This is a genomic window from Brevibacillus sp. DP1.3A, from assembly GCF_013284245.2.
GTDB lineage: Bacteria > Bacillota > Bacilli > Brevibacillales > Brevibacillaceae > Brevibacillus.
In genome coordinates this window covers 1,738,215-1,757,879 of the sequence record NZ_CP085876.1, presented here as the reverse complement: position 1 = coordinate 1,757,879, position 19,665 = coordinate 1,738,215, and the positions used below count along the sequence as shown (strand labels likewise).

Annotated in this window: 19 protein-coding genes and 1 pseudogene; 3 read left to right on the top strand and 17 right to left on the bottom strand. The window is 48.2% G+C overall.

Going from position 1 to position 19,665, the window contains the following annotated elements:
* Window positions 1–79: 79 nt before the first annotated feature.
* From HP399_RS08195 to HP399_RS08175, 6 genes are all read right to left on the bottom strand, one after another.
* The gene (locus HP399_RS08195) at window positions 80–1,450 is read right to left on the bottom strand and encodes a sigma-54-dependent transcriptional regulator (protein ID WP_173618778.1); all 1,371 of its coding nucleotides are present in this window, start codon (window positions 1,448–1,450) and stop codon (window positions 80–82) included.
* Window positions 1,428–3,464, bottom strand: a complete 2,037-nt coding sequence (locus HP399_RS08190; RefSeq protein WP_173618857.1) for a transporter substrate-binding domain-containing protein — start codon at window positions 3,462–3,464, stop codon at window positions 1,428–1,430. Before HP399_RS08190 ends, HP399_RS08195 begins: the two co-directional genes overlap by 23 nt.
* 349 nt (window positions 3,465–3,813) lie before the next feature.
* Entirely contained in the window at window positions 3,814–4,188 is a 375-nt protein-coding gene (locus tag HP399_RS08185; protein WP_255653941.1) for a DUF2272 domain-containing protein, read from the bottom strand.
* The gene (locus HP399_RS31120; protein ID WP_370642734.1) at window positions 4,115–4,270 is read right to left on the bottom strand and encodes a DUF2272 domain-containing protein; all 156 of its coding nucleotides are present in this window, start codon (window positions 4,268–4,270) and stop codon (window positions 4,115–4,117) included. Before HP399_RS31120 ends, HP399_RS08185 begins: the two co-directional genes overlap by 74 nt.
* A gap of 2 nt (window positions 4,271–4,272) precedes the next feature.
* Window positions 4,273–4,434, bottom strand: coding sequence for a hypothetical protein (locus HP399_RS08180; RefSeq protein ID WP_228088479.1), 162 nt, complete (start codon window positions 4,432–4,434; stop codon window positions 4,273–4,275).
* A gap of 256 nt (window positions 4,435–4,690) precedes the next feature.
* On the bottom strand, window positions 4,691–6,610 hold the full coding sequence (locus HP399_RS08175) for an endonuclease/exonuclease/phosphatase family protein (RefSeq protein WP_173618779.1): 1,920 nt from the start codon (window positions 6,608–6,610) through the stop codon (window positions 4,691–4,693).
* Between the two features lie 483 nt (window positions 6,611–7,093).
* On the opposite strand from HP399_RS08175, the pseudogene HP399_RS08170 reads away from it, so the two are divergent.
* Window positions 7,094–7,282 (top strand): annotated as a pseudogene (locus HP399_RS08170) (tyrosine-type recombinase/integrase); the annotation flags it as partial.
* Between the two features lie 362 nt (window positions 7,283–7,644).
* On the opposite strand, the gene HP399_RS08165 reads toward HP399_RS08170, so the two are convergent.
* From HP399_RS08165 to HP399_RS08135, 7 genes are all read right to left on the bottom strand, one after another.
* Window positions 7,645–8,097 carry a nucleoside deaminase gene (locus HP399_RS08165; protein WP_173618780.1) on the bottom strand — a complete coding sequence of 151 codons (453 nt, stop codon included), beginning with the start codon at window positions 8,095–8,097 and terminating at the stop codon, window positions 7,645–7,647.
* 27 nt (window positions 8,098–8,124) lie between these two features.
* Window positions 8,125–9,075, bottom strand: a complete 951-nt coding sequence (gene arcC, locus HP399_RS08160; RefSeq protein WP_106655556.1) for a carbamate kinase — start codon at window positions 9,073–9,075, stop codon at window positions 8,125–8,127.
* A gap of 18 nt (window positions 9,076–9,093) precedes the next feature.
* Complete coding sequence (locus tag HP399_RS08155) at window positions 9,094–10,575, bottom strand: cytosine permease (protein WP_173618858.1); 1,482 nt, start codon at window positions 10,573–10,575, stop codon at window positions 9,094–9,096.
* Window positions 10,576–10,656: 81 nt separating this feature from the next.
* Window positions 10,657–12,081 (bottom strand): YlbE family protein, encoded by a 1,425-nt coding sequence (locus HP399_RS08150; protein ID WP_007726589.1) that lies wholly within the window; start codon window positions 12,079–12,081, stop codon window positions 10,657–10,659.
* A 2-nt stretch (window positions 12,082–12,083) separates the two neighbouring features.
* Window positions 12,084–13,628: an acyl-CoA synthetase FdrA gene (fdrA, locus tag HP399_RS08145; protein ID WP_173618781.1), complete on the bottom strand. Its 1,545-nt coding sequence runs from the start codon at window positions 13,626–13,628 to the stop codon at window positions 12,084–12,086.
* On the bottom strand, window positions 13,610–14,521 hold the full coding sequence (locus tag HP399_RS08140; RefSeq protein WP_173618782.1) for an oxamate carbamoyltransferase subunit AllH family protein: 912 nt from the start codon (window positions 14,519–14,521) through the stop codon (window positions 13,610–13,612). Before HP399_RS08140 ends, fdrA begins: the two co-directional genes overlap by 19 nt.
* Before the next feature lie 8 nt (window positions 14,522–14,529).
* On the bottom strand, window positions 14,530–15,138 hold the full coding sequence (locus HP399_RS08135; RefSeq protein ID WP_064202704.1) for an ankyrin repeat domain-containing protein: 609 nt from the start codon (window positions 15,136–15,138) through the stop codon (window positions 14,530–14,532).
* Window positions 15,139–15,354: 216 nt separating this feature from the next.
* Here HP399_RS08135 and HP399_RS08130 point away from each other — a divergent pair, with 216 nt between their 5' ends.
* Window positions 15,355–17,049 carry a PucR family transcriptional regulator gene (locus tag HP399_RS08130; RefSeq protein ID WP_173618783.1) on the top strand — a complete coding sequence of 565 codons (1,695 nt, stop codon included), beginning with the start codon at window positions 15,355–15,357 and terminating at the stop codon, window positions 17,047–17,049.
* 117 nt (window positions 17,050–17,166) lie between these two features.
* Here the strand turns inward: HP399_RS08130 and HP399_RS08125 are convergent, their stop codons facing one another.
* From HP399_RS08125 to HP399_RS08110, 4 genes are all read right to left on the bottom strand, one after another.
* Window positions 17,167–17,781: a PH domain-containing protein gene (locus HP399_RS08125; protein WP_173618784.1), complete on the bottom strand. Its 615-nt coding sequence runs from the start codon at window positions 17,779–17,781 to the stop codon at window positions 17,167–17,169.
* A 78-nt stretch (window positions 17,782–17,859) separates the two neighbouring features.
* Window positions 17,860–18,207, bottom strand: a complete 348-nt coding sequence (locus tag HP399_RS08120) for a DUF1801 domain-containing protein (RefSeq protein ID WP_173618785.1) — start codon at window positions 18,205–18,207, stop codon at window positions 17,860–17,862.
* Window positions 18,208–18,304: 97 nt separating this feature from the next.
* Window positions 18,305–18,862 (bottom strand): nitroreductase family protein, encoded by a 558-nt coding sequence (locus tag HP399_RS08115; RefSeq protein WP_173618786.1) that lies wholly within the window; start codon window positions 18,860–18,862, stop codon window positions 18,305–18,307.
* 81 nt (window positions 18,863–18,943) lie between these two features.
* Window positions 18,944–19,201: a hypothetical protein gene (locus HP399_RS08110; RefSeq protein WP_173618787.1), complete on the bottom strand. Its 258-nt coding sequence runs from the start codon at window positions 19,199–19,201 to the stop codon at window positions 18,944–18,946.
* Window positions 19,202–19,271: 70 nt separating this feature from the next.
* On the opposite strand from HP399_RS08110, the gene HP399_RS08105 reads away from it, so the two are divergent.
* Complete coding sequence (locus HP399_RS08105) at window positions 19,272–19,652, top strand: RidA family protein (protein WP_007726574.1); 381 nt, start codon at window positions 19,272–19,274, stop codon at window positions 19,650–19,652.
* Window positions 19,653–19,665 lie beyond the last annotated feature (13 nt).

The window sequence follows — 19,665 nt, the reverse complement described above, 5'->3', positions numbered from 1 at the left end:
GAGTCTTTTGTAAATACAAAAAAGGCGGCAAAATCCGCCGCCCTGCGAAAATTGCCGCCGGCCATTTCTGCCGCCTCGTCTATTCCTCTACTTGTTCATCTTGGTATTTTTTCAGCTTATCCCGCAAGGTTCGCTCGCCCATATCCAGCATTTGCGCTGTTTTACGGCGATTTCCTTCCTGATTGGCGAGGGTGTGCAGGATGACCCTTTTTTCGATCTGCTCCAGCGTATCCCCCACATAGACAGGGATCAGCTTTTGCTTGCTCGTGACCTGCTTAGGCTGCGTCCCTTGTAGTTCCTTTGGTAAATCTCGCTTTTCGATCAGGGATGAGCTCGTCAAGGCAATCGCCCGTTCTACGATGTTTTGTAGCTCTCTGATGTTGCCGGGAAAATCGTAGCTTTCCATCACTTGCAGCGCTTCCTGCGAGATACCGTCGATCGGCTTGCCCATTCGTTCGCTAATTTTTTTGATAAAGGAATGCACGAGCAGCGGCACGTCCCCTTCTCGTTCGCGCAGAGGAGCGAGCTGGATCGGGATGACGTTGAGCCGATAGTACAAGTCCTCGCGAAAACGGTTTGCTTTGACTTCCTTCCAAAGGTCTCGATTGGTCGCCGCGATGATCCGCACGTCGATTGATTTCTCTTCCAGGCCTCCCAGCGGGGTCACGGTTCGTTCCTGGATGACCCGCAGTAGCTTGCTTTGCAGGGACATATCCATTTCCCCGATTTCATCGAGAAAGATCGTGCCGCCATCAGCTAGCACGAACTGCCCAGGCTTGCTCTGCATAGCTCCGGTAAAAGCCCCTTTTTCATATCCAAACAGCTCGGATTCCAACAAATTATCGGGAATAGCTGCGCAGTTGACTGCCTGAAACCGCTTGTTTCTGCGTGGTCCTTGGTAGTGGATCGCGCGGGCGACCAGCTCCTTGCCTGTTCCGCTTTCGCCGTTGATTAACACACTGGAGTCAATGTCTTTGACCTTGTCGATCAGATCAAGGATTTGTTGCATGGCTTTGCTGTTTCCGATTAGACCGTAGCTGTCGGACAGCTTATCCAGCTCTTCGCTTAGCCATTTGACACGCGTTTGCAGCTGGTACAATTCTTCTGCTTTGGATAGCAAAATGTCCAGCTCGTCCATCATCAAGGGTTTGGTCAAATAGTAGAAGGCACCGTGCCGCATGGCTTCCACGGACGAAGAGATGCTTCCGAAGGCAGTCATCATGATCACTACGGTATCCGGTGACAGCCGTTTGATTTCCTTGAGCACTTCTGTTCCGTCATGAGCCCCGATTTTTAAATCGAGTAGGACGAGAGCGATCTCTACCTGCTGGAGGAAAGGCATCGCCGCTTCTGGGTCAGTGAAGGTATTGACGAGATACTTTTCCTCCAAGGCAAATTCAAGTGACTGACAGATGGCAGGTTCATCATCAATGACTAACAGATGGTGCATAAGAGTCCTTCCCTTCTGTTTCTTGCTGTGGCATCGGCAAGCGAATAATCATGGTGGTGCCGAGACCAGGCTGACTGTGCAGGTCGATGGCCCCTCCATTTTCTTTGACTAATTGATAGGTGATCGAGAGTCCGAGACCTACCCCATTTGCTTTGGTACTGAAGAAGGGCTCGAAAATGCGGTACTTGTCTTCGGGTGACATGCCATGCCCATTGTCTTCTACTTCGACGACGACCATCTGCCCCTCTGTAAATCCGCGAATATTCAATTTGCCTTGCGCGTCCATCGATTCTATGGCGTTGAGCACGACATTGATCCAAATCTGCTTGGTTTGGTTGACGTCAGCCTCGATACACAAGTGAGGGGGAAGGCTGAGTGACACCTGAACCTTTTTCTCTTTGATCTTCTGGCTGCACAGCGCAAGGACCGCTTCCATCAGGTCAGCGACACGGAAACGGGCTGGATGCGGCGGTTTTGGCCGGGCGTACTCCAACAGATCATTCACGAGATCATTCAGGCGCAGGATTTCGCCAGGCACCTGCTGCGCGAAGAAATTCCGAAATTTCGGGTTATCAAATTTGGTCGGCAAAAGCTGGGTATAGGTGAGAATAGAGGTCAGGGGGTTGCGGATTTCGTGTGCAATCCCCAAAATCAATTGCCCTAACGAACGCAATCTGTTTTCGCTCTCCAGCTTCTTTTCCATGTCCTTTTGCTTGGTCACGTCATGAAAGTTGATGATGGCTCCTGTGATTTCCTTTGCAGGAGAAATAATCGGAAAAATATTGTAGCGGATAATCAGCCGCTGGCCTTGCCCGTCTCGTTCCCTTTCCCAAACGATCTCCTGCTCCAGATACGTACTGCCCTGCATTAGGACATCCTCGACCTGATTATTGGGAATAAACTCTGCAAGAATCGTTTCGCTCAGGGGAAGGCCAGTTAAATGGTGATCGACGTCGAGAAAGTCGACTGCTTTTCGATTCATCAAAAAAATGCGGCCGTGCTGGGTGAGTGTGACATAAAAGCTGTAGGTGCTGTTGAGCAGCTGCTGTTGAAATTGCAGATTCTCCTCGAGCAGCGCCATTTTTTCTTTCAGCTCCCGATTGATTTCGTGGATCTGGGAGGTTCTTCTCTGCACTTCCTTTTTCAACATGCGATTCCACCATAATATCCCGAGGACGATCAGTAGGCCAATGCCGGAGCCCCACTCTAGATAGAGGCGAAGGCGCTCCAAGTTAGGCGTGTTGGGTCTGATGTACTGTCCGAACCATTTTCGTTCGATTTTGTCATATGTTCCGTTTTGTTTGATCTTGGTGATAGCCTTGTTGATCTCAGTCAGTAGCTGCACGTTATTAGGAAGAACCGCGACTCCGTAATCAGTTGGATCGATCGGGTCGCCTACGATTTTGATTTGGGATTGCTGGTTGTTTTTTTGCAGGAAGTACTGCCCCGTGATGCGATTCCCGACAAACGCGTCTACCTTTCCATCGAGGAGCAATTGCACAGCTTCTTCCTGACTGTCTGTCTCGATGAAGCTGGTATTTTGAAGCTCAAGGAAAAGATCAGCCGCGATGTCTGCTTTTTGGATGGCGACCCTCCGACCAGTCAGGTCTCCGATCCCGAAGATGTGCACATTGTCTGTTCGCACGAATATCCCCTGGGAGCTTAAAAAGTATGGAGCTGAGAAATCGTACAGCTTGTCACGCGCAGGACTGTATTTCATTCCTTGCACGGCATCGACATGTCCGTTTCGCAAGGCATCGAGAGCTACATTCCAGGGCAAGGGCACGAATTCAATTCGCATCCCCGTCTCAATCGAAATGGCGTTTATGATGTCTACATTAAAGCCGCTGTAAACGCCAGTCTGGGCAAAATACTCGAAGGGCGGAAAATTATTGTCCCCTGCGATGCGAATGACTTTTTCCTGATGTACCTCGCTGGGGATCGACATGCCAATAGTCATGAGCAGAATCACTCCGAGCATCAGCCCGATCCCTATTTTCTTTCCGCCAATCATGCTATGCACCGCCGTTCACCGTCTTGTTGTTGAAAAGGATAAAGTGTTGTTGATCGAAATTCAAGCGCGTATTGTTCCGTGAAAATAAAGTTGTAGACTATGAATTAAAGTATTAGACCGATTTAGAGTAAAAACTAACTAACACTACGCCATATAGTGTTAACCGTAAATATTCTGTAGAAAATAATCATTGTTTATTATCCATAATTATCATTATGTAGAATTAGTTGGCTTAATAAAAATAGGAACCAGTATGGTCCCTTTTTAGGCCTCCAGTAATTATCCTGTTATTCAGGCGCGATCCAGCAAAGTACAAAAATAGTTGAACCTCCTGAGAACCACTGACCAGCTATACATTGATCCGGACAATTGCGAAATGAGAGTTTGCTCCACCCGTTGAATTGACAAATCCATTATCATTGAGAGGGAAAGTTTTTTGCTTAACAGTATCTGATACGTTTCCGCCGATGACTGTTATATCAGTAGGGCTCACATCAATGACAATGTCACCATGCGTCTCTTTAGAAATAAAGTCGTTCCACGTCGCACCGCTGCCATTTCTACTCTTTACTACAATATCACCTTCTTGCGGTGTCACCTCATCAATAGCGAAAGCCAAGAAGGGATTAATTGCACTACTCGTTTGTCGGTTAATTGGCGGGCGCAGTATAGCGCCAATGAGCGGCCGGCTTGTCGAATTCATTCCGATAATTTGGTTCGTCATGCACCTTGCCAAAACGATCGCCTCCGCCTGCCTGAGTGACAACCCACGAGATAAAGGTAGCACTCCAAGCGCTTCCTGGGATTGTTATATATTCTGAACCGATACACTTTTATAAACGCCTTGTTGCCAATATTCACGTATCCGAGCATGCATATCATTTTCCTTTTTAGTCCCTTTATTCCACGTCACTTCGAATTCCTGCTTTGCAATACTAATCATTTGCTGCCTTACGTTTTCCCAGCTCATGCTTATCAACTCCTAACTACTTCTAAGTAATTCCAAACGTCCAGCAACGACTCCCAGTCATCCTTGGAAAGGTGCTTCGTGTTACTTAAACCTTTGCCGGACTATTATCCCTACGCTAGTGAAGTCAAGTAGTAGGCGCATGTATGTGCATGCGCCTACTCTATTCTTACATTCAATGAACAAGGACGGCCTTTATCTGGAATATATTAGATTGCTTACATTACGAAAGGCAATATATCTATACCCTCCTCGTCGATCAGTGGAGCAGGTCGATCTTAACTAGGACAGGGTCGTGGTCGCTTGCCCGTCCGTGCTCTTCCGTAAATTCGGAGTTGATGTTCACGATATCGACCTTCGTGTTGTCGACCAGATGACGACTGACGAGGATGTGGTCCAGGGCCTGCGAGTTGCCATCGTACACGTAGGTGTATTGCTCCCTTGCAGGCAGTTGTTCCACCATGTTGACCAGTACTTCTTCCTTTAGTGTAAGGATCGGCTTGGAGAAGGAGAAGTCGTTCAGGTCCCCAAGTACCACCACGTTGGCGTCCGGGTCGGCAGCCTTGATTTCCCTGACGAATCCATTTACCTCCTGGGCGATTTTCACACGTTGCGCCTCGCTGGTCAGCACAGGGGGCTGTTGGGAACCGAAAAGGCCGCTATCTCCTCCTTTGGAATTGAAGTGGTTGGCAATCACGATCACCTGTTTGCCGCGGAACAAAAACTCAGCGGCGAGCGGCTTGCGGCTTTTTTCGAACGCCACGTTGCCCGGGTCAATTCGTCCTGGATTGTGGGATAGATGAGCTACGCCTTGCTCTGTTACTACATGAACGGCGGTATTTGCATTCCCGGCAGGACGGTCCGCCAGACGGACACGCTCTGGATTGTAAAGGAATCCGACACGGATGTTGCCCCCCAGCTGTCCTCCGTCGTTGTTGTTCACGGGAGCGATGTCCACATAGCGGTAGGCGGGGCCTCCTTGCCGGGACACTTCATCGATCAACACCTGCGCGGACAGTCTGGCATCCGTCACGCCTGTGTCCGCCGGACCGTCATTGTCCTGCATCTCAATCACTCCGACGATGTCGGGCTTCTTCAGGTTGTGTACCAAAGAGGCGGCGATTCGCTTAACCTTTTCCAAATCGGAGACCCTTGAAAAATTCTCGATGTTATAGGACGCGATCGTCAATTGATCTGTCGCGGGTTCAATCGTTGTCTCAAACGGTTGGTATCCTCCGTCGATCAGCTGCAGCGGCTTGGTGTTGTAAAGCTTGTAGTTGGCAATGCTGTAATCGATCACACCCACAACTGGTTCTGCCAGCCTGTCGCCAACTTTTGCGATAGGCGCCTCGCCCGTCAGTTTGTTGGCAACGGTTATGCGCTCCGGATTGTAGTTGTCTTCCGCAATGATGATGCCTCCTGATGGGGTACGTACCTTTCCCGGATTCGCCTGGTCGTCAATGATGACAAACTCCACACTGGGCGGGTTGGCAAACCTCTTCGATTCCCCCACCACTCGCGGGTTTTTTACTTGCACCAGCATCCCTTCCACGCTTTCCCAGAAATCGATTCCGTCTTCTTCGGGATCAAAACGGGCAAATCTGTCATTATCAATCACGGTCGAGGGGTAGCGGTACGCTCCTTCACCCAGAACGAGAGGTGCTGGAAGAGGCTGGCCATTCACCGTGACGCTGATTGCTGACGCATCAATCTCGGTCAGTGTGAGATCCGTCGCTTGCCTGTTACTGCTCACGTATTCCTTCACGGTGCCCGATACCTTTACCCTGTCACCCTCGTTCACCTGGACATTTGGTTCATAGACAAAGATCCCTTCCGACGTGCGGGGATCGCTGTCCGGCTGGGTGTCCTGCATGTAAAAGCCTGTTACGCTGTTTCCGTTCTTCACCACTGCTGTCACGATACCTTCCACGTTGCTCACCGCGGCCCCTTCAAGCGGCGATCGGTGAGCCGCACCCTGGATGTCATGAATACGGACCGTGTCCGCCATCAGCGTCACGTCTCCGGGAGTGTTCCGGTCTGGTTCGGGCAGGCTTAGTCGATTTTGCGGCGCCAAGCCCCCCTGGCGCAGAAACACAACCAGAGCGACGGAAGCGACAAGCACCAAAAATGCCAGCGCCGGCTTTTGCCAGCGTCTGTTGTTCCTACTCGATGTTCCCATACTCCTATTACCACCTTTTCACTTATGTTAATCACTCCGTATCGAAAACAACCTGACCCGCAAGTCAGCGCAGCTTGCGGTTCAGGCTTTGCAGAAACCTCCTCTGTCATTTCCCGCAAGTCACAGCGATAAACACATCTTCCACAGAGTTGTTACCCTGATAAATGTTTAGCGTTGAATTCTGTGGATGACGGAATCGGGACCATCGCTAGTTTACTCTTTAACAGATTGACTCCTTCGTTCTTGTTCTCCAAAAAGAGGGTCAAGTTATCTTTGTTACCGGAACGATCAGCATTTGCACTGATTTCGATGCTATTTTCCACGCTTTGGGCATAAATATCCTTTATCGTTGAAGGAAATCTGTATGTGATGACGTCCTTAGAACCGTGGTTCAGGACATGACATTACTATTTCCAAAAGGTTGCGGCTCTATGCGCCTTCGGGCAACCGAGCTGCCACAATGTTCCGTCGGTTGTTCGCCATTGTTTGGAAGCTGGCTACGACATCGGGGCAGTTCAAGAGTTGCTAGGACACAGGGACGTGAAGACAACGGTTGTGTATACCCATGTGTCAGCCTCTGTTTTAAAATTGAGGAAGGATCCAAACACGGCCGTCAGGATGCACGGAAAATTCAAAGGGGCTGCCTCGCTGTACAAACAAATACGCGGGTAGCTACGGAAGCTTGCGGCTCAAGCACAAACAGATGATTAGTCCTCGCATGACGTGCGACATAACGGGATCGATATCTCAATATAAAACAGCGGCAGACTAAGACTTTATTTTCAAGTCTGATATGCTCCCCATACGGTAGACAGGCGAAATAATAAAAAGCTTGCTATTGTGAGGGGAGCTTTTTCATGTCTAGAGGTAAATATAATGCTTTCGAGAAACTCGCCATTCGTCGAAGAGGGGGTAGTAGCTTTGTTCAACTACTGTTGAATTTAGGGAAAATAACAAAGAGAAAAAGGGCCCATATAAGGCCCTTTTTTCATGCTCCGAACTTCCGTGTTTCTTGTCTGCTATTTAGTTACCTACTACTCTTTGTTCAGCCTGTGAAAGTGCGTAAACAACTGATCGCAGTCCTCACGCTTCTCGACCTTGATCATGTTCAAAACACTCTGATCCTTACCGGAAAAAAAGTCGCGAAGATGCTTATCCGAAAAACCGTTCTCATGCGCATCCTCTGCAGTCGAGCAGTAATGAACGACCTTGATGCCGGACCAGATGATAGCGCCCACGCACATCGGGCAAGGCTCGCATGTCGCGTAAATTTCGCAGCCTGTCAGGTCCATCGTGCCCAGCGTCTTGCACGCTTCGCGAATGGCTACCATCTCTGCGTGCTGGGACGGGTCCATATCTGCCATCATGCGATTGCTGCATACGGCGATGATTTCGTCCCCTTTCACGACAGCTGCTCCAAAAGGTCCCCCGAGCTTGTTGTTCATGCCTTCCATCGTTTTTTCCACTGCCAGCTTCATGTAATCCATCGACTTGCATCCTCCCTCAAGAGGCGTTTATTTTACGATGTGTGTCCCTGCTTTGTTCGTAATCGCATCCTTTAAGCTCTCCGGGTTCGTAATGATCACGCTTGACCCGTTTTTCTCCAAGAAGCTCAGGCTTGCCTCGATTTTTGGCAGCATGCTGCCTTTTGCGAAGTGCTCTTCACGAACGTATTGCTTCGTTTCCTCTACCGTGATGCGCTCCAACGCCTTTTGATTCGGCTTGCCGAAGTTAATGCATACCTGCGGAACACCTGTCGTAATGATCAATGTCTGTGCATCGATTTGCTCTGCCAGCAAGCTGGTGGCAAAATCTTTGTCGATGACAGCATCAATCCCATCGTACGTATTTTCGCCCGTTTTCACAACCGGAATACCACCGCCGCCAACAGCGACTACCACATATCCCGCTTCGATCAACGATTTGATTGCGTCTTTTTCCACGATGTCGATTGGCTTAGGGGAAGGAACCACTCTTCTGTAGCCGCGACCGGAATCCTCGATAAATACCCAATCCGGATGCTCTTTGCGCATCTCTTCCGCCTGCTCTAGCGTGAAGAAGGAGCCGACTGGCTTCGTTGGATTTTCGAAGTTCGGATCATCCTTGCTGACTTCTACCTGTGTGATGACGCTCGCCACTTTTTTGTTGATTCCTCTTTTGGCGAATTCGTTAGTGAGTGCCTGCTGAATTTGGTAGCCGATTCCCCCCTGTGTATCCGCCACGCAATTGACCAGCGGGATCGTGGGCATTCCGGACACTTCATTGGCGATTTCGCATCTTTGCAAAGCAAATCCAACCTGCGGTCCATTGCCATGAGTAACGACAACGTTGTAACCTTCTTGCACCATATCTGCTATATTTGCCGCGGTTTCACATACCGCTTCATACTGGTCTTGAATCGTGTTACGACCATTATCCTTCACTAATGAGTTGCCGCCGATAGCAACAATAACGAGTTTTTCCACTGGGCACTTCTCCCTTTGTTAAGATACTTTTGCAGCTGTTTCACTCTGCGTGATCGTGCTTGGTTTGTTCCATTTATAGCACAGCGCATATAAAACGCCGGATATGATCGACCCGCTGAGGAATGCTGACTTGCTGATGTTTGCCAATAGTGGCACATTTGGCAAGAAAGAGCCGGATAGCGTAATCAAGAAGCTGACGATCAATACGCCGCATGCCACCATATTAAAGCCGTTTTTGTATTCTCCGTTTTCACCTGGTTTTACGTAGATGCCAGATAAATCCAGCTTTCTTTTTCTTTCAATGAAGAAGCTAACCAGCATAATCCCTGTGATAGGACCGTACATGGAGCCGATAAAGCTATAGAACATATACAGTGCTGCTGTGCCATTCACCAGCTTCCAAGGTAAAATGACAGTCCCCAATACAGCTGTTAAGATAGCCGCTGATTTCACTGTAAACATTTTCGGAAGAAGTGCTGTCATTTGCAATCCAGATGGAAGCAAATTCCCAAACACAACATAGCTCGTCGAACCTATATTCAGTGCCAGCAACAAGATAATGACGGCAACAGGATTCCCAATTTGATTAATGGCAACGACTACATTAAAGTCTGTGATGCCAAACGCGATTTGCGTTCCAACCAACAATCCTACACACGTAATTCCAAACAGGATGTAGGATGCAATCATTCCAAGCGGCAGACCAATCATCGGAGCCTTCGGGTGTTTTGCCCGTTGCGTAAGGTCTGCAATATTTACAATCGGGCCACCCCAGTTCGATACCAATGCACTTACACATGCGATAAACACAAGCCAATTTTCCATCGGTTTGGCAGGAGTATAGGCAAAAATCGGACCAAATCCGCCAGCAACACTGATCGCCCAAATCGCTGCACCCACGATAAAAATATAGATGATCGGTGAAGACCATTTACTAAACAGACTGAGAATTTTCATTCCACCTAAAAACAATCCAACCGTAATGACCCAAAGGATCACATAAGAAAGCATCGTCGGGAAATCTAATCCGAGAAAATCAAAGCCTGGAACCATATTCATATAGCCAGGGAAGATTTTCTCAAAAATGACATTGAAGGATTGTGCGCCAATAATTGTTTTTGTCCCAAAAAACACAACCCCAGCGATAAGCCCACGACATATAGCAGGAATGATCGAGCCTTTTACACCAAAGGAGCTGCGCAACAGCATCGAATAGCCAATCCCATACTTCTGTCCCGCATAGCCATTCAACACATAGCCCGCCGAGACAATCAAGGCAGCAATCATGACTGCCCACAAGACTTGCGGAACGGATAATCCAAGGACAAAGAATCCGGCTACCGTCATGTATGACATGAGATTATGCACAGCGCCCATCCACACAGTTACGTAGTTAAAGGTGCCCCAATCTCGATTTTCGGAAGTCTTTGGCAAAATATCGTCCGCGTATCCATAGGACTTGAATTCTTCATATGATTCCTTTACGTTTGCCTGTCCCATGTTCATTCACCTTCCTCATTCAACCCAGCTTTCGCAACCTTCATTTGCTGCGAAAGCTGAGTCACCTAGGATGAAAAGCTATTAGCTAATCGTTTCTGTCACTGCGAGCAATGCCTTTTCAAAAGCTTCCATTGGCGGATACGTAATACCCGCACCGATCATGCCGATACCTGCGTCTTTATGCGCAATCGCTGTGTTGATAATCGGCAGAATACCTGTTTGGATCACCTGTCGAATATCGATTCCTGTTGCGACACCTTGGAAGTCCAGGAGAGGAATCGTGACGTTTGGATTTTCTGCTGTCGTAATTTCCTTCATCGTGGTGGAGAATCCGATGGCTTCTTCAACTGTTCCACCTACGAGTGCAACAATCGCTGGAGCTGCCGCCATCGCGAAGCCACCGATCCCATATGTTTCGGTGATCGCACTGTCTCCGATATCCAAACCGGAATCCTCTGGCTTGTAGCCTGCAAACATCGGACCGATAACCTTTTGTGCTGGTCCAGTAAACCATGTGTTGCCAGCCATACCGCTTACACGGATACCGAACTCAACGCCATTACGCGCCATCGTGGTGACAATTGTGCTGTTCTCGATTCCGTGCGCTGCGTCAAGTGCGCATTTGCACAGAGCCATCCATGTCGGGCCGGAGAAGTAGTCGCTGCTTGCGACGAAGTCGAATACTTCGCGCTTCTGTTCTTTTGTGAAATCTGTCTCCAAAATGTACGGAGTCAGCGCTTGAATCAACAGGCTCGTTCCTGCGTTATTGCGGTTGTGGCATTCATCACCCATGTGCAGCGCTTGCGCCAGCATGAGACGCAGATCGATTTCGCCAGCAATTTTCATCGCATCACGCAGCATTGGTCCCAATACATCGCGCATCCAGTTCAGACGGGCGATGACGCTTTCATCGTTGGCACCCATGCGCAAAATTTTAGCCATTTGCTCACTGAGGTTGGTGTAAGCGACGTTTCCGTACGTCTTGTTTTTCACCACATGCATGAACATCGAAGCGGATGTCACACCTGCCATGGAGCCTACGCAGTTGTGTTCGTGGCATGGAGAGAACGTGATTGCGCCAGAAGCAGCTACCTGTTCAGCTTCCTCGATGTCTTTTGCCAAGCCCTCGAATACGATTGCTCCAGTTACAGCACCTTTCATTGAGCCGCACATTTTGTCCCAAGTGATCGGCGGACCAGCGTGCAGAATCGTCGTTTTCGTCATGCCTGGTACCACATTGATCGCTTGGTCGAAGCCGACGAGCATCGGCTGGGAGTTGATGATGCGCTCTACCGCCAGCTTGTTTGCCGCAGCAATTTTCTCTGCAACAGCAGCGTTTTCCAGTCTGTCGAGAGCGTTGATCAGCTCAGGCTTTCCGCCGCCTGGTGGCTTCCAATCCAGATGAGAAGCATTGGCATTTTGCTTGATGATATCGTCTTTGAAAAACTCGATCCCTACGTTGATCGCATGAATTTTTCCGTTAAACAGCTCGTTGATTTTGCTCATGATTATTCCCCTTTCGCGACAAATTCTCTAGCCAGAAGACCTGCGTTCGTACTGCTGCTCGCAATCGTTACGCCTGCATCCATCAGCTTCTTCACTTGCTCATCGAAGTTCGGTGTATCGAGGTCGGTACCCAGCACGTAACCCAGGATTTCCAAATGTCTGCCTTCTTTGGCAGCCCGTGCTTTTGCTTCCATGATTGCAGGCAGCATCACGCCTACTGGATCTTCGTGGGAACCAAAGCCCAGGATGAAGTCCATGAGAATGACGCCGACGGAAGGATCTTTTGCTTCTTCCAAAAATCTCGCGATGCGCGTGGAAGGATCGATCATCGGGTGCGGCTTGCCATTTGTAAAGTCGTCATCACCCATGTCGAGGAAAGTGTGAGCCTTGCTCTCATGGATGTTTTTCAGCTTGTAGTCCGCTTTCTTTTGGATGTTGCTGTATACGTCTTCATACTTGTCCATCGCGAGGTACATTGCTTCGTCGCACAGCGTACCGCCGCAGAACAGCCCGCGAACGTATTTTTGTTCAGGTGTCAGCTTTGCCCGCACTTCTTCAATCAGCGGCCAGTTGAGTGCGCGCTTGTTAAGCTCGTCTTCGTTGGTACCAGCCAGCACAACTGCTTTGATGGCTGCTTCCTTGCTCGTCTTGGCAAAATGTCCGCCTGCTTCCAGAACTGGCGTTTCTTCTCCACCAATGAAGTACACAACCACAGGTTTTTTGCAGCTTTTCACTTGCGCCAACACTTTTTTCTGTACACTTGGTGCTGGTGGCTTGGAAATGAGCACGATGACCTTTGTCGCATCATCCTCTTCCAGTGCTTTGATTCCGTCGAGCATCATGATGCCGCCGACTTGCTCGGAGAGGTCGCGACCACCTGTACCGATCAGCTGCGTGATACCGCCGCCGAAGTCGTGAATACGCACGCTCACCTCTTGGCTACCTGTACCAGATGCACCTACGATCCCGATGTTGCCTTTTCTCACAGCGTTTCCGAAGCACAGTGCCACATTGCCGATAATCGCTGTACCGCAGTCAGGTCCCATCATCAACAGACCTTTTTCATGCGCGAATTGTTTGAGGGCGATCTCTTCCTCGATGCTCACGTTGTCGCTGAACAGCATGACGTGCAGATCGTTTTCCAATGCTTTTCTCGCTTCTCTCGCTGCGAATGCACCGTTTACCGAGATGACAGCGAGGTTTGCCTCTGGAATGCTAGCTGCCGCTGAATCAATCGTGGAGTATTTGATCTCTGTTGCAGATTTGCTGCCGCCTTTTTTCTTGAACAGTTCTTCGATGGCGATGAGAGCGCTCTCGCACAGCTCGTCTGTCGCCGCCTTCACCACGATCATCAAGTCGCTCGTTTTCGCTGCTTCCAGCTCAGGTGTGAGCAAACCAACGTTTTTCAATACCTCTTTGTTCATGTCGGTGCCCATCGCGATAACCGCTTGTTCGACACCTTCAATTTGATTCGCTTTTGTAGATAGAGACATCAGGGATACCGAGTCAAAATACGTGCTTTGCTTGATTACGACTTTGGTAGACATACATTACCTCCAGCTTCTAGATTTCGTTCCAAACCACATAGGATGCCAAGCAGGATATCCGTCCCCGACGACGAGCCGATCCCGATGATTTTGTCTAAAGCAGGGACAAGCTCTGCCATGGAGCCGGACACCATGCATGAAAGTAAGTCATTTAGCGACTCTCTTACTTGTCCATGGGCTGCTTTTTTCAGCGTGATCGCACTGATTTCGTTCGTTAATGCTTGAGACGAACGGACGATTTCATCGAAAAATGGGCATGACAAACAAGAGGAAATGTTTTGCATTTTGTATACACTGCACAATCCCACTAAAAAATCGTCGCCTGAGGGTGTTAACCCCGGCCCCAGTCCGATAAGACTTATCGCATGCTGAGTAGCTGACTCTATGCGGTTGTTCGCCAGATCGTCGGATAGCATGCCTGCACGCTGGATCAGCATACGGGACATCTCTTTCTCAAACGGACTGGCAGGTTGGGAGGACATTTTCATGCCCCCCATCTTGCCGTATACGTCCACGTAGTTTTTCGTGAACGCCACATTTCTGCGCAATACATCTACGCCTTCTATGTCACAAGGATAGGAAGGAAGCTCACCTTCCCACTTTGTTGCTTGCTGAGTCCATATTCGCAAATCCGCTCCAATAACGAGCGTGCTATCTTCCGTAATGACCGGAGCGTTAACGAACAGCCCCAGCTCTGAAAAGCCCTTTACATCAATGATGAGCGTGTTCGGTGCATTGTCTAGCTGATGGTTGCCAATGGTGTACAATTCCCCGTTTTCGCTGCATGTCAGATTGATCGTTCGCTCAAAAATACTGTGTACGGTCCCGCTAAAGTTTGCTCTTGCCAAACGCTCAAGGAAACCAGCATCGCCAGACAACGCCTGGATGTACATGGGACGTTTTACTTTGCTCCTGCTTCCAGCAAAATGTTTTCGATCTCGGTGTAGCCTTTTCTTCTCGCAAGCTCAAGCGGTGTTACGCCGTATTTATCTACCATGTGCACATTGCAGCCATGCTCAATCAACAGCTTGATGATCGTTTGTTGCTTTTCACCGCCATCACCTAAGATGATTGCTTCGATGAGTGGTGTCCAGCCCACAAAGTTGGTATGGTTTACATTGATGTCAGTCGTCGTTACGAGCTCACGTACGATGTCCACATGACCTTTTTCGGACGCTGGGGTAATCCCTACTCCACCAAAACGAGTCAACAGCTCCAGATTTGTTCCTGCCTTGATCATCATTTTGACGAGCTCCAGCTTGCCGTTGATGCAACCGAACAAGAACGGGTTGAAGCATGTCTCATCCTGCAAATCTACATCTGCACCCGCTTCTACCAAAAACGATACCGCTTCCAATTTGTCGTTCATGGCAGCAGTCAGAATCGCTGTACGCTTTTGTCTGTTTCTTGCGTTAATATCTACGCCCTGCTCCAGATGCTTTTTCAGTGCTTCGATATTCCCCTCAGCCGCTGCCTCGAGAAATGCTTGTACTACGCTTTTGTCTGTCATAGTAAGCCCTCCATGATCTCGTGATTGAACAACACGCCAAGATTGGCTCGGTGCTTGCTCTTTTAAAAAACAATTAGACAAGCACCACGTACTTACATCATTATTTTAGACAGGGTGGATGGAATCGTCATTGTGTATGGAAACTAAAAAAATTGAGGTTCACTTGTGCACATTGCACAATTAGAGGAATCCCTTTGTGGCAAAGGAGTGAACAGGGTGCTGACCATCAAAGATTTGCTTACCATTCAATCCATAGACGGCATCAAAATCATCGCCGGAGAGCAAGGCATCAACAACATTATCTCCATCGTCAATATTATGGAAAACCCGGATGCTTTTGACTGGCTGTCTTCCAACGAATTGCTGCTCTCCACCGGGTATATTTTCAAAGACAATCCTGAATTACAAAATAAAATCATCAAAGAACTGGCGGAAATCAACTGCTCCGGGCTCGTTATCAAGATGCATCGCTATTTCGATCAAATCCCGCAAAACATGATTGATCATGCCAACAAGTATGGGCTCCCGCTTTTGGCCCTACCTTTTGAATACACGTTGTCTAAAGTGATTGCCATTATTAACGAAAAAGCCTCTGGGCGTTATGATTTGTTGAACCGCAAAACATTGGACATGCACAACGCCCTGTTTCGCATTGCACTGGAAGGTGGCGGACTGGATCGCATTGCCTCCGAGCTGTCTGAGACGATCAACAATCCGATCCTTATTCTGGATCAGGACTGGCATCTGCTTCATTACACGGAAATCTGGCACAATCCGATTCCGCTTGACTCCTGCCTGACCTTAAGCAAAAACAGACCTGTTTTTACCCGGGACTTCACCGAGTCCGTCCCGAAAAATATTAGCCAGATCAAAAAATCGATCAAGCGTATCTACCATGCGAAAGATTATGAGGTTAAATGCAGGATTCTACCCGTTGCTGTGGCCAATCACATCTACGGATACATCGTCGTCTGGCAAACCATTTGGGAGCTTACTGAATTTGACTACATTGTGTTGGAACAGGCGTCCACCATCGTGGCGCTGGAGCGGATCAAGGCGAGGGAAATCGAGGAAGTGAAGCTGAAGATCAGACAAGACTTTTTCGATGACTTACTCACAGGTAAAATCACTTCGGCTGACTCTCTGCAAACCTTATGTGATCTGCACGGACTGCAATCGAGCTACATGTATTTTTGTATGGTTATTAATATCGAGCCGGTTGAGCTGGAAAATTTGGAGGATATAATTGATCGCAAGTATGAGCTGGATCGGATCGCAAAAAAATGCGTCGATCTCGTCTATGACCATTCGAGCAAAGCCCCTGGAGAAATCACCTGCTTTTATCGGAACAATCGGATCATCATTCTCATTGGACAAAATGAACATCGCCCTGTGGTGTCTGTAAGTGAAGCGAAGCAATTCGCCAATGAGCTGTACAGCGCTCTCGTGGATAAAATCAAGAAAACCTTGTTCTTTATTGGGGTCGGTCGTCAGTATAAAAACATCGCTTCGCTGCATAAGAGTTTTTCCGAAGCCCATGAAGCGATCCGCCTGATGCAGAAGTTCAACAGCAAGGGCGACGTCTCCCATTTCGATGATTACTCCGTCTATCATTTCCTGGATTCCAACATTAAGGACATTGAACTGGAAGACTTCTTTTTGAAGCGTCTGGGGAAGCTGTACGAGCATGATCAAGAGTTCGGCACGAGCCTCATGGTGACCTTGGACAATTACTTTCTGTACAATCAAAACGTCAGTGAAGCGGCGAAAGCGATGTTCATTCACCGCAATACGTTTATTTACCGGATCGAGAAGATCAAAGAGATTTTGAACATGGATTTGAAAAACTCGGAGGAGCTGCTTCAAATCCAGCTGGCGCTCAAGATCGGCAAGCTTTTGCACAAGGAGTAAAGCTCGATAGAGCTTAGTTAACTTGCTGTAGTGGTCGGGAGGAAGGCGTGCCAAAGATTTCGCTTGAATACAAAAAGAGCCTCTTTAAAGAGGCTCTTTTTTCTTCATTACTACTTTTTAGTTATGAATATATTTTTCAAAGACTTTACCAAAGTCTTTAACGACATACTTGTATCGAACGTCTTCCAGCCAATCGAAGGTGTATTGGTTGATGGACTTGAATTGTGAAGCTACGTCTGCTTGCTGGCCTGTTACGCGGCCGAGTGTGCTTTGGGCAACGTGGAGGCTTTCTTTTGCATGCTGAAGCGCAAGTTCGTTATCGTGCATAATCGATGCGATCTTCACAAGGGCTTTGTAGAGGTCTTTTAGCTCCTCCAAATGCTTTTTGTTGACATCGATCGAATAGTGCTCATTGCCCATGGTGAACTTGATTTCTACATCCAAATCGACGGTTCCGGCTGTTTCCAGATACACGTCAGAGATCGGGTGTGTATAGTAGGAATAGCGGCGCAGCATTCGTTTTTTGCTGGTGGCACTCGTTCCATCCAGATGAACCAGCCCCAGATTGGTGAAGCAGTACTCATCGGACTTTGATTTGATCAAAAAATAAATTTTCTCATGGTCCTCGTGCATGATGTAATCATCAGCGTCCACCTTATCGTAATCTGCTGGTTTTACCACGATTCCCACATTGCTCAAACCAAGTGCATCTGCCGCAAGCTTTCCAAACATAATGAAACAGCTCCCCTCGATATGTACGGTCTAACCTTACCCATTTATACGTGGATGGAGGGACTTAGTTGCAAACAACTACTGTGCTTCACCCAATTTTTTGAATAGGCCTGCAAGAACATCAAAATCAAATTCTTTTCCGTTCCGTATTTTGATGGACTTCCGGTCAGCATGATCAGACTTCTCAAAAAAGCCAGCTGGAGCATCCAAATTCGCCGCTTGAAACAGTGTTACGTTAATCCAGTCCTTTGCCGGAAAATACACACATGCCTGCTTGCCCTGAATGGAATAAAAAGCTTGTTTATACTTCACCTGCTCTTCTACATTCGGGATGTTTTCATGGATGAGCTGGCGAATCCGATTGCACACTTCTACCTGAGATCCATTGGTTATGTTTTGGATATAATCCGTTACTTGCTGATTCATCAATAGTCCTCCGCTTCCAAAAAGTGATGGTGCTTCTTGACTTTATGATAAAGGACAGATGTAATAGGAGGCTTCTTCTGGATTGCTATGCTATCGATTATAACCAGGTCGTCTTTTCTTCCGCTGCTACCCGACTCGTCTCTGGAGCATCTGCCTCGGGATAGCCAATGAATAGTGTACCCACGACCTTTTTATTTTCAGGCGATCCGAGGAATTGCAGCAAGCGCTCGTCGCGAACCAAACCGATTCCTCTCGTGCGCCATACCATACCCAGTCCCAGTTCCTTCGCTGCCAGCCACATAGAGTGAATCGCGCAGCAAACCGCGTATTCGTTATCTTCTGAGGATGCTTCATCCCCTGGAATCACATCAGCAGTCGCGACAATGACGAGTGGTGTTTTTTCTAGGACAGCTAAGGAATCCTGCACGAGATTCGGCTTGGTCGGAAAACGCTCCAGCAAAAATTCCTTCGCGATTTCCTCGAACCGCAGCTTTGCTTCTCCTCTGATCACATAAAAATGCCACGGCTGACGCAAGCGGTCGTTCGGGGCTAGCACTGCGCAATCTAACAGCGCCTGGATCTTCTCTGTTTCTACTTCTTTTGGAATATAGTTACGCACGGCTCTTCTGCTTTTGAGTGCCTCTCTTACGATCATGCTGGTTCCTCCTCGGTTGTACCATTTTCTTACTAATCCCAATCATTATATAAGAGGTTGTCATGATCGTATAGGTATCCATCAACGGGAATGAATCGCCAAATGTGCTTGGTGTTCATCTTCTTTTGCCACGTAGATGTCATATTGCTTATTGTCTTCTTCTTGGGGAATCATCCCCATGTCTCCCCCTAAATGACGAAGCACATGAGAGTGAATACGTGTCCGAAAACGAATACCATGAGCCTCCAGTTTATATGCCGCACGCACGTATTCTTGATGACCAATCGCAGTGTGGATCAAGCACTTGTACTTGGAAAAAAGAGTGAGAAAAAAATTCATAAACCGCTCCACTCCCCTTCTTTTTTGTAGTATATTCCAATTATTGCGGAGATGAGAGGGGCTTTCTATTATGAATCGAAAGAAAATATTCACAGGTTCACCTTGGGAGCCTGTCGTGGGCTATTGCCGTGCAATCCGAATAGGAGACCGGATTGAAGTGGCTGGCACCACTGCTATGAAGGACGGAGAAGTCGTTGGTGTAGGCGATGCCTATGAACAAACAAGGTTTATCCTTGAGACGATTGAAAAAGCATTGCGAGAATTAGATGCTGATTTGTCTCATGTGGTCAGAACGCGGATGTTTGTAACGGATATCAGCAAGTGGGAAGAGATCGGAAAAGCACATGGGGAGTTTTTCCGCGAGATTCAGCCTGTCGCTACGATGGTTGAGGTCAAGGCACTGATTGACCCGCGTCTTCTCGTTGAAATTGAAGTGGAAGCTATTGTTTAGCATGCTGGTTAGT

Coding starts and splice junctions, on each gene's coding strand:
- HP399_RS08175 (WP_173618779.1), bottom strand. CDS start 6,610: ATGGGAACATCGAGTAGGAACAACAGACGCTGGCAAAAGCCGGCGCTG.
- fdrA (WP_173618781.1), bottom strand. CDS start 13,628: ATGTCTACCAAAGTCGTAATCAAGCAAAGCACGTATTTTGACTCGGTA.
- HP399_RS08125 (WP_173618784.1), bottom strand. CDS start 17,781: ATGTTTGGAAAGCTTGCGGCAGATGCACTTGGTTTGAGCAATGTGGGA.
- HP399_RS08115 (WP_173618786.1), bottom strand. CDS start 18,862: ATGATCGTAAGAGAGGCACTCAAAAGCAGAAGAGCCGTGCGTAACTAT.
- HP399_RS08180 (WP_228088479.1), bottom strand. CDS start 4,434: ATGAGCTGGGAAAACGTAAGGCAGCAAATGATTAGTATTGCAAAGCAG.
- HP399_RS08135 (WP_064202704.1), bottom strand. CDS start 15,138: ATGACAGACAAAAGCGTAGTACAAGCATTTCTCGAGGCAGCGGCTGAG.
- HP399_RS08105 (WP_007726574.1), top strand. CDS start 19,272: ATGAATCGAAAGAAAATATTCACAGGTTCACCTTGGGAGCCTGTCGTG.
- HP399_RS08155 (WP_173618858.1), bottom strand. CDS start 10,575: ATGGGACAGGCAAACGTAAAGGAATCATATGAAGAATTCAAGTCCTAT.
- HP399_RS08150 (WP_007726589.1), bottom strand. CDS start 12,081: ATGAGCAAAATCAACGAGCTGTTTAACGGAAAAATTCATGCGATCAAC.
- HP399_RS08185 (WP_255653941.1), bottom strand. CDS start 4,188: ATGACGAACCAAATTATCGGAATGAATTCGACAAGCCGGCCGCTCATT.
- HP399_RS08165 (WP_173618780.1), bottom strand. CDS start 8,097: ATGGATTACATGAAGCTGGCAGTGGAAAAAACGATGGAAGGCATGAAC.
- HP399_RS08195 (WP_173618778.1), bottom strand. CDS start 1,450: ATGCACCATCTGTTAGTCATTGATGATGAACCTGCCATCTGTCAGTCA.
- HP399_RS08140 (WP_173618782.1), bottom strand. CDS start 14,521: ATGTACATCCAGGCGTTGTCTGGCGATGCTGGTTTCCTTGAGCGTTTG.
- HP399_RS08190 (WP_173618857.1), bottom strand. CDS start 3,464: ATGATTGGCGGAAAGAAAATAGGGATCGGGCTGATGCTCGGAGTGATT.
- HP399_RS08120 (WP_173618785.1), bottom strand. CDS start 18,207: ATGAATCAGCAAGTAACGGATTATATCCAAAACATAACCAATGGATCT.
- HP399_RS08110 (WP_173618787.1), bottom strand. CDS start 19,201: ATGAATTTTTTTCTCACTCTTTTTTCCAAGTACAAGTGCTTGATCCAC.